At 52.8% G+C, this 13,395-nt stretch carries 14 protein-coding genes, 1 pseudogene and 1 riboswitch; of the genes and pseudogenes, 7 read left to right on the plus strand and 8 right to left on the minus strand.

Features of this window, described 5'->3' with window-relative positions; translation table 11 throughout:
• Positions 1–6: 6 nt before the first annotated feature.
• Positions 7–1,566, minus strand: coding sequence for a CNNM family cation transport protein YoaE (gene yoaE / locus O1721_RS17045; RefSeq protein WP_006810992.1), 1,560 nt, complete (start codon positions 1,564–1,566; stop codon positions 7–9).
• Between the two features lie 462 nt (positions 1,567–2,028).
• Here yoaE and manX point away from each other — a divergent pair, with 462 nt between their 5' ends.
• The 5 genes from manX to mntP all read left to right on the plus strand — a co-directional run bounded on the left by manX (position 2,029) and on the right by mntP (position 6,183).
• Positions 2,029–2,991, plus strand: coding sequence for a PTS mannose transporter subunit IIAB (gene manX / locus O1721_RS17050; RefSeq protein ID WP_032648586.1), 963 nt, complete (start codon positions 2,029–2,031; stop codon positions 2,989–2,991).
• 47 nt (positions 2,992–3,038) lie between these two features.
• Complete coding sequence (manY, locus tag O1721_RS17055) at positions 3,039–3,839, plus strand: PTS mannose transporter subunit IIC (protein ID WP_003859914.1); 801 nt, start codon at positions 3,039–3,041, stop codon at positions 3,837–3,839.
• A gap of 12 nt (positions 3,840–3,851) precedes the next feature.
• Entirely contained in the window at positions 3,852–4,703 is an 852-nt protein-coding gene (locus O1721_RS17060) for a PTS mannose transporter subunit IID (protein ID WP_006810994.1), read from the plus strand.
• A gap of 54 nt (positions 4,704–4,757) precedes the next feature.
• Positions 4,758–5,216 carry a DUF986 family protein gene (locus tag O1721_RS17065; RefSeq protein ID WP_015570303.1) on the plus strand — a complete coding sequence of 153 codons (459 nt, stop codon included), beginning with the start codon at positions 4,758–4,760 and terminating at the stop codon, positions 5,214–5,216.
• A 198-nt stretch (positions 5,217–5,414) separates the two neighbouring features.
• A riboswitch (yybP-ykoY riboswitch) is annotated at positions 5,415–5,615 on the plus strand.
• A 1-nt stretch (position 5,616) separates the two neighbouring features.
• Positions 5,617–6,183 (plus strand): manganese efflux pump MntP, encoded by a 567-nt coding sequence (gene mntP, locus O1721_RS17070; RefSeq protein WP_023296797.1) that lies wholly within the window; start codon positions 5,617–5,619, stop codon positions 6,181–6,183.
• Here mntP and rlmA read toward each other — a convergent pair.
• The 6 genes and pseudogenes from rlmA to mgrB all read right to left on the minus strand — a co-directional run bounded on the left by rlmA (position 6,180) and on the right by mgrB (position 10,538).
• A complete protein-coding gene (gene rlmA, locus O1721_RS17075; protein WP_015570301.1) occupies positions 6,180–6,995 on the minus strand; it encodes a 23S rRNA (guanine(745)-N(1))-methyltransferase in 816 nt (271 codons plus the stop codon). The two genes, mntP and rlmA, sit on opposite strands and share 4 nt — an antisense overlap.
• Positions 6,996–7,033: 38 nt before the next feature.
• The gene (ftsI, locus tag O1721_RS17080; protein WP_032648589.1) at positions 7,034–8,779 is read right to left on the minus strand and encodes a peptidoglycan glycosyltransferase FtsI; all 1,746 of its coding nucleotides are present in this window, start codon (positions 8,777–8,779) and stop codon (positions 7,034–7,036) included.
• A 217-nt stretch (positions 8,780–8,996) separates the two neighbouring features.
• On the minus strand, positions 8,997–9,206 hold the full coding sequence (gene cspE, locus O1721_RS17085; protein ID WP_001062678.1) for a transcription antiterminator/RNA stability regulator CspE: 210 nt from the start codon (positions 9,204–9,206) through the stop codon (positions 8,997–8,999).
• A gap of 12 nt (positions 9,207–9,218) precedes the next feature.
• Positions 9,219–9,363: pseudogene (locus O1721_RS17090) on the minus strand (DUF2627 domain-containing protein).
• A gap of 669 nt (positions 9,364–10,032) precedes the next feature.
• Positions 10,033–10,320, minus strand: coding sequence for a YebO family protein (locus O1721_RS17095; protein ID WP_032648590.1), 288 nt, complete (start codon positions 10,318–10,320; stop codon positions 10,033–10,035).
• A 74-nt stretch (positions 10,321–10,394) separates the two neighbouring features.
• Positions 10,395–10,538, minus strand: coding sequence for a PhoP/PhoQ regulatory lipoprotein MgrB (gene mgrB / locus O1721_RS17100; protein WP_003859906.1), 144 nt, complete (start codon positions 10,536–10,538; stop codon positions 10,395–10,397).
• 160 nt (positions 10,539–10,698) lie between these two features.
• Between mgrB and O1721_RS17105 the strand changes: the two genes are divergently transcribed.
• Entirely contained in the window at positions 10,699–10,938 is a 240-nt protein-coding gene (locus O1721_RS17105; RefSeq protein ID WP_017384332.1) for a YobH family protein, read from the plus strand.
• 63 nt (positions 10,939–11,001) lie between these two features.
• Here the strand turns inward: O1721_RS17105 and kdgR are convergent, their stop codons facing one another.
• A complete protein-coding gene (kdgR, locus tag O1721_RS17110; RefSeq protein WP_015570299.1) occupies positions 11,002–11,793 on the minus strand; it encodes a DNA-binding transcriptional regulator KdgR in 792 nt (263 codons plus the stop codon).
• A 178-nt stretch (positions 11,794–11,971) separates the two neighbouring features.
• On the opposite strand from kdgR, the gene O1721_RS17115 reads away from it, so the two are divergent.
• Positions 11,972–13,345, plus strand: coding sequence for an MFS transporter (locus O1721_RS17115; RefSeq protein ID WP_032648592.1), 1,374 nt, complete (start codon positions 11,972–11,974; stop codon positions 13,343–13,345).
• Positions 13,346–13,395 lie beyond the last annotated feature (50 nt).

A 13,395-nucleotide genomic window follows, 5' to 3' on the forward strand; every position in this document is an offset into this window, starting at 1 on the left:
ATAGCGTTACTCTTCTTCGTCGTGTGCAGAGTGCTCTTTAACAATACGCACCATATCAACGCGATAGTCGTTGGCTTCGACGATGGTAATTTGCAGCGGCGGCAGCTCCAGCACATCACCAATACGCGGGATCTGCCCGTTAACGGCAATCACCAGCCCCGCGACGGTGGCAATGTCTTCATCATCATTGACCACGTTTTCGACGCCCAGCGTGTGCGAGAGCGCGTGCAGGTCGGTGGTGCCTTTCACCAGCCAGCCGTCACCGTCGGCAACGATTTCCGGGGTTTCATCCGCATCAGGGAATTCACCGGCAATGGCTTCCAGCACGTCCAGCGGCGTCACCAGGCCCTGTACCACACCAAATTCATTGGTGACGATAACAAAGCTCCCGCGGGCACGACGTAATACGCCCAGCAGGTTGATCGGATCCAGCGTCTCCGGTACCACGATGGCGGGCGACGCGGCCGCTACGGCCTCGACGTTAACGCCCTCTTCCAGCGCCACCAGCATCTCTTTCGCGCGTACCACACCGATAATCTCATCCAGCTCACCCCGGCAGACCGGGAACAGGCTGTGTGGCGAGGAGAGCAGCTGCTGACGAATTTCGTCGACGCTCAGGTTGGCGTCCACCCAGCTGATCTCACCGCGCGGCGTCATAATGCCGCGCAGGGAGCGGGAAGCCAGCGAAAGCACGCCGTTGATCATGTAGCGTTCTTCTTCCACAAACGCGCCTTCCGGCACCGGAACCGGGTTACGGTTCTCGTTATCAGCCTGCACGTTGACCTGACGACGTCCGCCCATCAGCCGCAGAATCGCATCTGCGGTACGGGCTCGCAGCGGCTGATTCGACTGCTGCTTAATAAAGTTACGGCGCGCAATCTGGTTAAACAGCTCGATCAGAATCGAGAAGCCAATCGCGGCGTACAGGTAGCCTTTCGGAATATGGAAGCCAAACCCTTCTGCCACCAGGCTCAGACCAATCATCAGCAGGAAGCTCAGACACAGCACAACGACCGTCGGATGCTGGTTGACGAAACGCGTCAGCGGTTTTGACGCCAGCAGCATTACCGCCATCGCAATCACCACCGCCGCCATCATCACCGGCAGATGGTTCACCATGCCGACCGCCGTAATCACCGCATCCAGTGAGAAGACCGCATCAAGCACCACAATCTGGAGAACAACCACCCAGAAGCTGGCGTAACCCTTACCGTGGCCATCATCGTGCTGCCGGTTCTCCAGCCGTTCATGCAGCTCTGTTGTGGCTTTGAACAGCAGGAACAGTCCCCCCACCAGCATGATTAAATCGCGGCCGGAGAAGGTGAAATCCATGACGGTGAACAGCGGCTTCGTCAGGGTAACCATCCACGAGATCACAGACAGCAAGCCCAGACGCATGATCAGCGCCAGCGAGAGGCCGATCAGACGGGCTTTATCACGCTGTTTCGGCGGCAGCTTATCCGCGAGGATGGCGATAAACACCAGGTTATCAATACCGAGAACGATCTCCAGCACGACCAGCGTAAGCAAGCCTACCCAGATTGACGGGTCCATTAAGAATTCCATGACACGCTCCTGCTAAAGGAATGACAAAACGGTGCCCCGCTAATGTCGGGCATTTCAAAGGGAATGAGAGTCGATGCGTGGCGAAGATCGCCGATGAATAAGGCGCGGAATGGCCTGGAAGATGACTGACGTCGGTGACGGTCCATATAGTGGGCTGTAGCCCTATACTCCTGAATAATTAAACGGACGCTAAACATATCAGAGACAATTGGTTTTTAGCAAAGATTTACGTTCCTTTGCAAACTTCTGTAACACACGCGGATTAACTTAAAGAAAAATCTGTAAGGCGTAGCTAAATTACGGATCTTCATCACATAAATTATTTTTTCACTATCTAAAATAATTCGCGGAAGTCTTAGTTTTTTGAACTCTAACCCTTATCTGAATCGATTCGGTTCGCCAATACGATTCTCAGTACGCCTGCCTGGCAGACGTATACATGATAATAAAAGGAGGTAGCAAGTGACCATTGCTATTGTCATAGGCACACATGGTTGGGCTGCGGAGCAGTTACTCAAAACGGCAGAAATGCTGTTGGGCGAGCAGGAAAACGTCGGCTGGATCGATTTCGTTCCCGGTGAAAATGCCGAGACGCTGATTGAAAAATACACTGCTCAGCTTGAGAAGCTGGATACCAGCAAAGGCGTGCTGTTTCTCGTGGATACATGGGGCGGCAGCCCGTTCAACGCTGCCAGCCGCATTGTCGTCGATAAAGAGCATTATGAAGTCGTCGCCGGGGTGAATATCCCGATGTTGGTGGAAACCTTCATGGCGCGTGACGACAACCCAAGTTTTGATGAACTGGTGGCACTGGCGGTGGAAACCGGTCGCGAAGGCGTGAAGGCGCTGAAAGCGCAGCCGGTTGAAAAACCGGCCCCTGCCCCTGCTGCACCAAGGGCGGCAGCACCGGCGAAGCCAATGGGTCCGAACGATTACATGGTTATCGGCCTTGCGCGTATTGATGACCGTCTGATCCACGGCCAGGTGGCAACACGCTGGACCAAAGAGACCAACGTACAACGCATCATCGTGGTCAGTGACGAAGTGGCCGCCGACACTGTCCGTAAAACCCTTCTTACCCAGGTTGCACCGCCGGGCGTCACCGCGCACGTCGTGGATGTCGCCAAAATGATCCGCGTTTACAACAACCCGAAATATGCGGGTGAGCGCGTGATGCTTCTCTTCACCAACCCGACAGACGTCGAACGCATTGTTGAAGGCGGCGTGAAAATCACCTCCGTTAACATTGGCGGTATGGCATTCCGTCAGGGCAAAACGCAGGTCAACAACGCGATTTCAGTGGATGCGAAAGATATCGAGGCCTTCAACAAACTGAATGCACGCGGTATTGAACTGGAAGCCCGTAAGGTTTCCACGGACCAGAAACTGAAAATGATGGATTTGATCGGCAAAGTGGGGAAATAAGCCCGGGCCGGTTTTTCATATAGAGCTTATGTAATAGGAGAAGTGCAATGGAGATTACTACTCTTCAGATTGTGCTGGTGTTCATCGTCGCATGTATTGCGGGTATGGAGTCTGTACTTGATGAATTTCAGTTCCACCGCCCTCTGGTGGCCTGTACGTTGATTGGCGCCGTTCTCGGTGACATGAAAACCGGTATCATCATCGGTGGTACCCTGGAAATGATCGCCCTCGGCTGGATGAACATCGGTGCGGCAGTTGCGCCAGATGCCGCGCTGGCGTCCATTATTTCAACCGTTCTGGTTATCGCTGGTCATCAGAGTATTGGTGCCGGTATCGCGCTGGCCATCCCGCTGGCCGCAGCGGGTCAGGTGCTGACCATTATCGTCCGTACTATTACCGTTGCCTTCCAGCACGCGGCGGATAAGGCGGCCGAAAACGGCAACCTCACCGCGCTCTCCTGGATCCACGTTTCTTCCCTGTTCCTGCAAGCGATGCGTATCGCAATCCCTGCGGTTATCGTGGCGATTTCTGTCGGTACCAGCGAAGTTCAGGGCATGCTGAATGCGATCCCTGAAGTGGTTACCAGCGGTCTGAATATCGCCGGGGGTATGATCGTGGTGGTCGGTTATGCGATGGTCATCAACATGATGCGCGCGGGCTACCTGATGCCATTCTTCTACCTCGGCTTCGTTACCGCTGCGTTCACCAACTTCAACCTGGTTGCGCTGGGTGTGATTGGTGCGGTGATGGCGATTCTTTATATCCAGCTCAGCCCGAAATACAACCGTGTCGCGGGTGCCCCTGCGCAGGCTGCTGGTAACAACGATCTCGATAACGAACTGGACTAACAGGTGAGCGAAATGGTTGATATGACAAAAACTACCACTGAGAAAAAACTCACTCCGGGTGATATTCGTGGCGTGTTCATCCGTTCTAACCTGTTTCAGGGTTCATGGAACTTCGAACGTATGCAGGCGCTCGGCTTCTGCTTCTCCATGGTGCCGGCCATCAAACGCCTGTATCCGGAAAACAACGAAGCACGCCGTCAGGCAATTAAGCGTCACCTGGAATTCTTCAACACCCATCCTTATGTTGCGGCGCCGGTTCTGGGCGTGACGCTGGCAATGGAAGAGCAGCGTGCGAACGGGGCTGAAATCGACGATGGTGCCATCAACGGTATCAAAGTTGGTCTGATGGGGCCGCTGGCAGGCGTGGGCGACCCGATCTTCTGGGGTACCGTGCGTCCGGTCTTTGCGGCGCTGGGCGCCGGGATCGCCATGAGCGGCAGCCTGCTCGGTCCTCTGCTGTTCTTCATCCTGTTCAACGCGGTGCGTCTGCTGACCCGTTACTACGGCGTGGCGTACGGCTATCGTAAAGGGGTGGATATCGTTAAGGATATGGGCGGCGGCTTCCTGCAAAAACTGACTGAGGGGGCGTCAATCCTCGGCCTGTTTGTAATGGGGGCGCTGGTTAACAAGTGGACGCACGTGAACATCCCGCTGGTGGTATCGACGATCACTGGTCAGGATGGTCAGACGCGCGTTACCACCGTGCAGACGATTCTGGACCAGCTGATGCCGGGCCTGGTACCGCTGCTGCTAACCTTCGCCTGTATGTGGCTGCTGCGTAAGAAAGTGAACCCGCTGTGGATCATCGTTGGCTTCTTCGTCATCGGTATCGCGGGCTACGCCGTCGGCCTGCTGGGTCTGTAATAAAATGCGTTACCGACCGGGGGCTTGCCCCCGGTCTTTTTATCTGGAGGATGAATGACTGTCACGGACACCGTACTGGTTTTATTTATTGTTGCCCTTCTGGCTTACGCGATCTATGACGAGTTCATTATGCCTCGCCGCCACGGCGAGACGCTGCTGACCCTTCCCCTCTTACGCCGTGGACGCATTGATGCGTTTATCTTCGCCGGTCTGGTAGTCATCCTGATTTACAATAATGTGACCAGCCACGGCGCAATATTAACCACATGGTTATTATGTGCGCTGGCATTAATGGCGATTTACCTGTTCTGGATCCGCTCGCCAAAACTCATTTTTAAAAAACACGGATTCTTCTTCGCTAATGTCTGGATAGAATATAACCGTATTAAAGAGATGAATTTATCCGAAGACGGGGTTCTGGTGATGCAATTAGAACAACGCCGCCTGCTCATCCGGGTCAAAAATATTGATGACCTGGAAAAGATCTACAAATTACTCGTTAAAACTCAATGAGTTAATATTATAGCATCGGCTATATATTGCATTATTCTTAAACCAGCAATATAGCCGGTGCTATATCTCCTCTGTTAATTGCCTTATATTTGTTAACGATATTTTCACGCATAAATCTAAATGAAAATCGTTATCAATATAGTGGCTATATAAAGCCATCTTCGTTGTTGTTTTATATTCTCAAAATATGTTAAGGTTGCGCCCGTCGTTGGGGAGTAGCCGATTTCCTGCCTGCGGGAAATGTACGTGTCAACATACTCGTTGAAAAACGTGGCGCGTACGGATCGTTTTCAGCACACTGACTGTGCCAAAAGCGATCAGGCGAGACCATAGATACATCAACTGCTGTTTACTGGGGGCAGTGATGTGTCATATGGATATCCCCGGTCTGGACGCTCTTATGAATATCTCCGCTACGATCCTTCTGGCTTTTGGCATGTCCATGGACGCATTTGCCGCCTCTATTGGTAAAGGTGCCACCCTCCATAAACCTAAATTTTCCGACGCCCTGCGTACCGGTCTCATCTTTGGTGCTATCGAAACGCTGACGCCGCTTATCGGCTGGGGTCTGGGGATGCTCGCCAGCCAGTTCGTGCTGGAGTGGAATCACTGGATTGCTTTCGTGCTGCTGGTGTTCCTCGGCGGACGCATGGTGATTGAAGGCTTTCGTGGTAACGGCGATGAAGATGATGCGCCGCTGCAACGCCACGGCTTCTGGCTTCTGGTGACAACCGCCATCGCAACCAGCCTGGATGCAATGGCCGTGGGTGTCGGTCTGGCGTTTTTGCAGGTCAATATTATCGCCACCGCGCTGGCGATTGGCTGCGCCACGCTGATCATGTCAACGCTGGGGATGATGGTGGGTCGGTTCATTGGCCCGCTGTTAGGCAAACGAGCCGAAATTCTGGGCGGTATCGTGTTGATCGGGATTGGTGCCCAAATCCTTTGGGCACACTTCGCGGGTTAACCTTCGCGCTGCCAGCAATGAATGCTGAAATCCGTCTGGCAGCGAAATTCTGTCTGCGCTGCCAGCGTTTCCCACACCTCTGGTTTTGCCCGCCATGCAAACGGCGTCATTTGCAGTAACGCCACCGCTTCACTTCCCTGCAACGTCATTTCATACGCTACCGACTGCGCCTGCTTTAACGCAAAGCCCGCCAGCTGTTCAGAGTGCGGCGCATGCAGGTGAACTTCATCATAGATCAGCCCTTTTAGCTCCAGCAGATGACGCGGCCCTGGCGTGACGGTAATAACCCAGCCGCCGGGCTTAACGACGCGCGCCAGCTCCTCTGCCTTGCACGGCGCATAGATACGCACCACGGCGTCCATACTCGCTTCCTCAAACGGCAGGCGGTGGCTGGAGGCCACGCAGAACGTTACCGCTGAATAGCGTTTGGCTGCCGCACGGATAGCCACTTTCGACACGTCCAGCCCGAAAGTTTCGGCACCCTTCTCAGCCGCCACGTCAGCAAACGTGGCGGTGTAGTAACCTTCGCCGCAGCCGATATCCAGCATGGCGGATGCGCCTTCTGTCAGATATTGACGGAGTAAGGCGACAACGGCATCCCTGAGCGGTTGATAGTGCCCGGCATCGAGAAACGCCCGGCGCGCCTGCATCATCTCCGCGCTGTCACCCGGGTCCCGGGAGCGCTTGTGTTGTACCGGCAGAAGATTTACATAGCCCTCTTTCGCCCGGTCAAACTGATGTCCCTGTGGACAGATAAACGTTTTCTCCGCTCGCGTCAGCGGCGCGTGGCAAAGGGGACAACTGAAAGACATGACAGCTCCAAGCGTAAACCAAAAGGCGAAGTGTACCGCTATTCGCCAGGGTTATAAACGGCTGGGTGACGCATCACGATCAGATGGTCAGAATCTGCCGGCAGCCCGTCTGGCTTCACGTTTTCCAGGCGCAGGACGTTACCCATAATTTCGCTGAACACGGGCGCAGAAACGGCCCCGCCATAGTAGGCACCGTTTTGCGGATCGTTGATCACCACCACCAGCGCGAAACGGGGATCGCTGGCAGGCGCAACGCCTGCGGTATAGGCGACGTATTTATCCACATACTTACCATGTTCATCGATTTTTTTGGCCGTCCCGGTTTTTATCGCCACGCGATAGTTACGCACCGCCGCTTTGACCCCGCCACCGCCGGGTAACGCAACGCTCTCCATCATATGTTCCACCTCGTGAACAATTTCCTCGGGCATCACCCGCTTGCCAATCACCGGCGGGTCAATACGGGTGATGGACAGAGGCCGTTCAATGCCGTAGCTGCCGATGGTGGCATACACATGCGCCAGCTGGAGGGGGGTTACCATCAGGCCATACCCAAAGGCAAAGGTTGCCCGATCTAACTGACTCCAGAATTTTCGCTGCGGCAGTAAACCTGCGCTTTCTCCCGTTAAACCAAGCCCGGTACTCTCGCCAAAACCAAAGTTTTTATAGGTATCCAGTAACCGTTGCACGGGCATCGCCAGCGAAAGACGGGATACGCCTGTGTCGCTGGATTTTTGCAAAATCCCGGTCATCGTCAGCTCGGGGTAGTAGCCCACATCACGAATACGATGACCATCAATGGTGTAGGGATGCGTGTCTATCACGCTGTCAGGCTGTACCAGCCCCTGCTGTAGCGCCGTCATCAGCACCAGAGGCTTAACGGTCGAGCCAGGTTCAAAGGTGTCGCTGATCGCGCGATTGCGAAAATCATCCAGCGTTGCCCCTTCCCGGTTGTTGGGGTTGAAGTCGGGGAAGCTCGCCATCGCCAGAATTTCGCCCGTTCGGATATTAATCAGCACCGACGCGCCTGACTCGGCTTTGTTCCACGCCACGGCATTATCCAGCGCGTCTTCGGTGATAGTTTGCAGGCGTTCATCGATACTAAGCTGAATATTATGTGCAGGTACGGGAGCCACCTCCGTAAGGTTCTCCACCACATGTCCGTAGCGATCTTTCCTGACCAGCCGCACGCCTGCCTTCCCGGTAAGCTGCGTGTTAAAGCTTTTCTCGACGCCCTCAATGCCCTGACCATCAATATTGGTGAAGCCAATCAGGTTCGCCGCCACGTGCCCGGCAGGATAAAAGCGGCGGGACTCATCGCGAAGGTTGATGCCGGGGAGACGCAGCTTATCGATCCACTTTGCCTGGGCGGGATCAACCTGACGGGCAAGGTAAATAAATCGCCCGTGCGGGTTACTGTTAATTCGCGATGCGAGCGTGCTCAGAGAAAGGTGTAAGGCATTTGCCAGGGCCTGCCAGCGCGAGTCAAAACCGATCCCCCCTTTTTCCAGCACTGTTTTAGGATCGGCCCAGACGGCCTGGACGGGTACGCTCACCGCAAGGGGTCGCCCTTCACGGTCAACAATCATCCCACGCGGGGCGTCTATCGCCACTTCTCGCAGGGAGCGCATATCCTCCTGCTTCACCAGATTATCCGGTTTGATAATTTGTAGCCACGCTACGCGGCCCAGCAGAAACGCAAGGCTACAAAAGATGGCGAGACACAGAAGTGCAAAACGTGCCGGAGTAAAATTTCCGGTGGTGGTTATTGTCTTTTTTTTCACCTTAACCCCAGGGCTGTTAATCAACGCCCTGATTTAACGAGAAAAGCGGATAATAAGGCGGGAAAACAATGCTAATAATCTCGCGGGTTTGCAACAAGATAATAACAGAGGAGGATTACGTAATATTTTGAAAAATAAGCGTATAAAAAAAGCCCCGCATCGGCGAGGCTTATGTCTGAGATCGAAGCGCTGAGCGCTTCAGTCAGCAGTGATTCGATCAGATAGCAGTTACGTTAACCGCAGCTGGGCCTTTCTGGCCATCCTGAATTTCGAACTCAACGTTCTGGCCTTCAGCCAGAGTTTTGAAGCCGTTACCCTGGATTGCAGAGAAGTGTACGAACACGTCTTTGCTGCCGTCAGCAGGAGTAATGAAACCAAAACCTTTAGACTCGTTGAACCACTTAACTTGACCTTTAATCTTTGCCATTTGCAAAATTCCTTAGAGTGTTTTCTTAGCCCGCGGGCTTTGACATAGATAAAACTGAGACATTACTGCTTGAGGCACTAATATAAGGTTCGGCAGAGAAGCGGTATTCAACGACAACGTGTTTACTCAGGACTTCTTTACTGAAAATGCCACACATAAACAGAACTGTACCTCGTTTGACCCAAAACGTGTTATCACACACAACGTTTAATATGGCAAGCCATTTTTAAACGTGTCTCGATCCGCCGCACAAATTCAGACGTTACTCCATAACAATCTGCACAGTTATGCGAATTGTCAAATGAAGCGCCACCTGACCTCACTGCCCGCAGGGTGCGTTGACGCGCCCTGTAATCAAAGACTTTTTAAACATAGCTCAATCATTTCAAAGCGTCCATCCCAATCCCAGAATTTCTTTAAAGGAATGACTGAGTTAGAACATTTTGTGAAAAGTTATGCTGAAAACATTGCAACGCACCAACATGTGTCAGGGAATATACGATGTTAATTACATTTTGCTAACTGTATTAAAAACCACCATTTAATAAGTGTTATTCTGCACCAAAATAATGAAATTTTTATGACTCTGCCTCAAAACAAGGCAAGCAAAACGTTTCGATAAAAATAAAACACTTCAGGAAAGATAAAGCACACTATTTATTCAACGAAACTGAATTTGTTAAATAAGGATAAATATTCGCCAGTTTTCAGTGTGCTAAAACATGAGTTAACTGCTGCTTAATTAAATGCCGGGAAGTTGTGGGATGCATTTGATAAGGGAGGGGATTTACGCCGTACGTCAGGCCACCTCCCCGCTCCGGGCAGACTATCGTTCAGCTACCAGGCGAATGAAGTCTTCCTCGTCTTGTTGTTGAGCAACAGCGTCCTTCGGTACCGCTTTCTCCTCCGGCTCGTTGGCTTCGCACAAACGACGCAGCAGCGCAGTCTGCCGTTTCTGCTGATCGAGCAATGCTTCCAGCAGCTCAATCTGCTCGTTTGTGCGGGAGCTGGCGCGGTTAACGAAAAACCACAGCACCAGCCCAACGACCAGCACCAACAAAGACATTACCAGGGATGCAATGCTCAGCAGCCCCGAATTCAGTAACTCACCCATTTCACCACCTCAGTAAAAACCGCCATTTTACCACTGCCGCCGCGTAAGGACATCACTCAGCGTAAAAATGGTCTCTACCAGGGGATAAACTTATTGATTGAACAAATGCCGCTAAAGAACTGTACATCCTGATCGCACATCACATTGATAGTCTGCGTCCACAGCACCACGCATGCTATCAACACTATAATCAGAATTACCCAGCGTATTTTTTTCACTCCACACTCCGTCTTATGACCTGATACAGCCAGGTTATCACGGTTATCTTAAACAGGGGCTAACTGTACCTTCAACAGACGCTTTTCGGAATCGTGCACTTGTTTCACTGCGTAAAGCCGTTACGCTTACTCTATGACAACAAAGAAAAAAGAGGCAACGATGCGTTTACTTATTCGTACAGTAATTGTACTGGCCATTGTCTGGATCGGCCTGTTATTAAGTGGGTACGGCGTATTAATGGGGAGCAAAGAAAATGCCGCGGGTCTGGGTATCCAGTGTAAATATCTTACCGCCCAGGGGATAAGCACGGCTCAGTACATCCATTCCGACAGCGGGATCATCGGGTTAACCAACTGTCCTGTGCTGCGTAAATCATCTGTTGTGGTTGATAACGGTTAATCAGCGCTGAACTTCGCTTACAGAAACGCCGCAAAAGTGCGGCGTTTTTATTGGTGGCGTCGATCAGAACGGATAATCGTTATAGCCCATCTGCTCTGAAATTTTGCGCGCTGCGGTATGCAGAATCGCCACATATTCATGAAGACGCTCTTCAGAGAAACGCAGCGTTGGGAACGAAATGCTCAGGCCCGCAATGACAACGCCGAAGCGGTCAAACACCGGCACACCGATGCAACGCAGCCCCTCTTCCTGCTCTTCGTTATCTTCCCCGTAACCCTGCTCACGCACTTTATCCAGCACGCTCAGCAGTTCTTCCGTACTGGTAATCGTGCGGTCGGTGCTGCGTTTGTACTCCACCCCGTCAAGGATTTGCTTCACCTCTTCGCGATCGCGCCAGGCCAGCAGTACTTTACCAATTGCGGTGCTGTACAGCGGGTTACGACGACCAATGCGTGAATACATGCGCAGGTTGTACATGGAGTCAATTTTGTGGATGTAAACAATGCTGTCTTCATCCAGCGCACCGAGGTGAATTGTCTCTTTCGTCAGTCGTGAAAGTTCACGCATCTGAATGTCAGCGCTGCGGATCAGATCCACGTTCTGCAAGGCACGGGCGCCCAGTTCAAACAGTTTCAGGGTCAGAGAATATTTTTCTGATTCTCCTTCCTGCGCGACATAACCCAATGATTTCATCGTCTGCAAAAAGCGATAAACGGTGCTTTTCGACATCATCACACGCTGCGACAACTCTGTAATACCAATTTCACGCTCTTCTCCGAGCGCCTGCAAGATGCCAAACACCTTCAGCACGGAAGAAACAGAATCTGGCTGCTTATCCAAATCTGCGATTGCCATTTATCACCTCATGGAGAGTGTTTTATAAAAATCAGAACCGGTTTTTATTATAAATTCGTGTGATGCGTGCTGCAATCTATCTGGGTTTACTTCGTTACAAATCTGCGACATAAAACCGAAATAACGATGCTAAAATAGTTACTCTGAAAATAATTTCACGTTGAGCCATTCTTTTCCCATGCAAAAAAACGTTTCTGATGGCCTGCCCTTACCGCAGCGGTACGGGGCAATTGCCACTATTGTCATCGGTATTTCGATGGCTGTCCTTGACGGTGCGATTGCCAACGTGGCTCTTCCTACGATTGCCAAAGACCTTAATGCTTCGCCGGCAAGCTCCATCTGGATTGTGAACGCGTACCAGATAGCGATTGTGATTTCCCTTCTGTCACTCTCTTTCCTGGGCGATATGTTTGGTTATCGCCGGGTTTACCAGTGCGGGCTGGTGGTGTTTACCCTCACCTCGCTCTTCTGTGCCCTTTCAGATTCACTGCACACCCTTACGCTGGCGCGTATCGCGCAGGGCTTTGGCGGCGCGGCGCTAATGAGCGTGAACACGGCCCTGATACGGCTTATTTATCCTCAACGCCACCTGGGGCGCGGCATGGGCATTAACTCCTTTATTGTGGCCGTGTCGTCCGCCGCCGGCCCAACGATTGCCGCCGCCATCCTGTCCGTTGCCTCGTGGCAGTGGCTGTTTGCCATTAACGTGCCGCTGGGCATTGTGGCGATCTTCTTCGCCCTGCGCTATCTTCCGGAAAATGGTCCGAAAAGTACCATGCCACGTTTCGATCTGCCCAGCGCCGTGATGAACGCGCTGACTTTTGGCCTGCTGATTACCGCGCTGAGCGGATTTGCGCAGGGACAGTCTCTGTCGCTCATTGCCGCAGAAATCGTTGCCATGCTTATCATCGGCTTTTTCTTTGTACGACGTCAGCTGGCGCTGCCCGTGCCGCTACTTCCGGTGGATTTGCTACGTATTCCGCTGTTTTCGCTATCCATTTGTACCTCCATTTGCTCGTTCTGCGCCCAGATGCTGGCGCTGGTTGCGCTGCCGTTCTTTTTGCAGAGCGTGATTGGCCGTTCAGAAGTGGAGACAGGCTTGCTGCTCACGCCCTGGCCGCTGGCAACCATGGTGATGGCCCCGCTGGCCGGTTACCTTATTGAGCGCGTCCATGCCGGGCTTCTGGGGGCGATTGGGCTGGTTGTCATGGCGGTGGGACTGTTTTCGCTGGCGCTCCTGCCCGCCTCGCCGGGGGATCTGGATATTATCTGGCGCATGATCCTGTGCGGGGCCGGTTTTGGTCTGTTCCAGTCCCCTAATAACCACACGATTATCACCTCTGCCCCACGTCATCGCAGCGGTGGCGCCAGCGGGATGCTGGGCACGGCAAGACTGTTAGGGCAAAGCACCGGGGCCGCACTGGTGGCGTTGATGTTTAACCTTGCCGGGCAGAATGCGACACAGGTTGCGCTGATTACCGCAGGGACCCTGGCGACCCTCGCGGCTGTCATTAGCGGCCTTCGCGTCACCCAGCCAAAGGCGCAGGCATAAAAAAACCGGGCGGAGAATGGCTCCAGCCCGGTTCTTTTCAACCCGATTAC

Source organism: Enterobacter cloacae complex sp. HYC033_NIDB (assembly GCF_056673335.1).

Coding starts and splice junctions, on each gene's coding strand:
- yoaE (WP_006810992.1), bottom strand. CDS start 1,566: ATGGAATTCTTAATGGACCCGTCAATCTGGGTAGGCTTGCTTACGCTG.
- manY (WP_003859914.1), top strand. CDS start 3,039: ATGGAGATTACTACTCTTCAGATTGTGCTGGTGTTCATCGTCGCATGT.
- O1721_RS17060 (WP_006810994.1), top strand. CDS start 3,852: ATGGTTGATATGACAAAAACTACCACTGAGAAAAAACTCACTCCGGGT.
- O1721_RS17065 (WP_015570303.1), top strand. CDS start 4,758: ATGACTGTCACGGACACCGTACTGGTTTTATTTATTGTTGCCCTTCTG.
- mntP (WP_023296797.1), top strand. CDS start 5,617: ATGAATATCTCCGCTACGATCCTTCTGGCTTTTGGCATGTCCATGGAC.
- rlmA (WP_015570301.1), bottom strand. CDS start 6,995: ATGTCTTTCAGTTGTCCCCTTTGCCACGCGCCGCTGACGCGAGCGGAG.
- cspE (WP_001062678.1), bottom strand. CDS start 9,206: ATGGCAAAGATTAAAGGTCAAGTTAAGTGGTTCAACGAGTCTAAAGGT.
- O1721_RS17095 (WP_032648590.1), bottom strand. CDS start 10,320: ATGGGTGAGTTACTGAATTCGGGGCTGCTGAGCATTGCATCCCTGGTA.
- O1721_RS17105 (WP_017384332.1), top strand. CDS start 10,699: ATGCGTTTACTTATTCGTACAGTAATTGTACTGGCCATTGTCTGGATC.
- kdgR (WP_015570299.1), bottom strand. CDS start 11,793: ATGGCAATCGCAGATTTGGATAAGCAGCCAGATTCTGTTTCTTCCGTG.
- O1721_RS17115 (WP_032648592.1), top strand. CDS start 11,972: ATGCAAAAAAACGTTTCTGATGGCCTGCCCTTACCGCAGCGGTACGGG.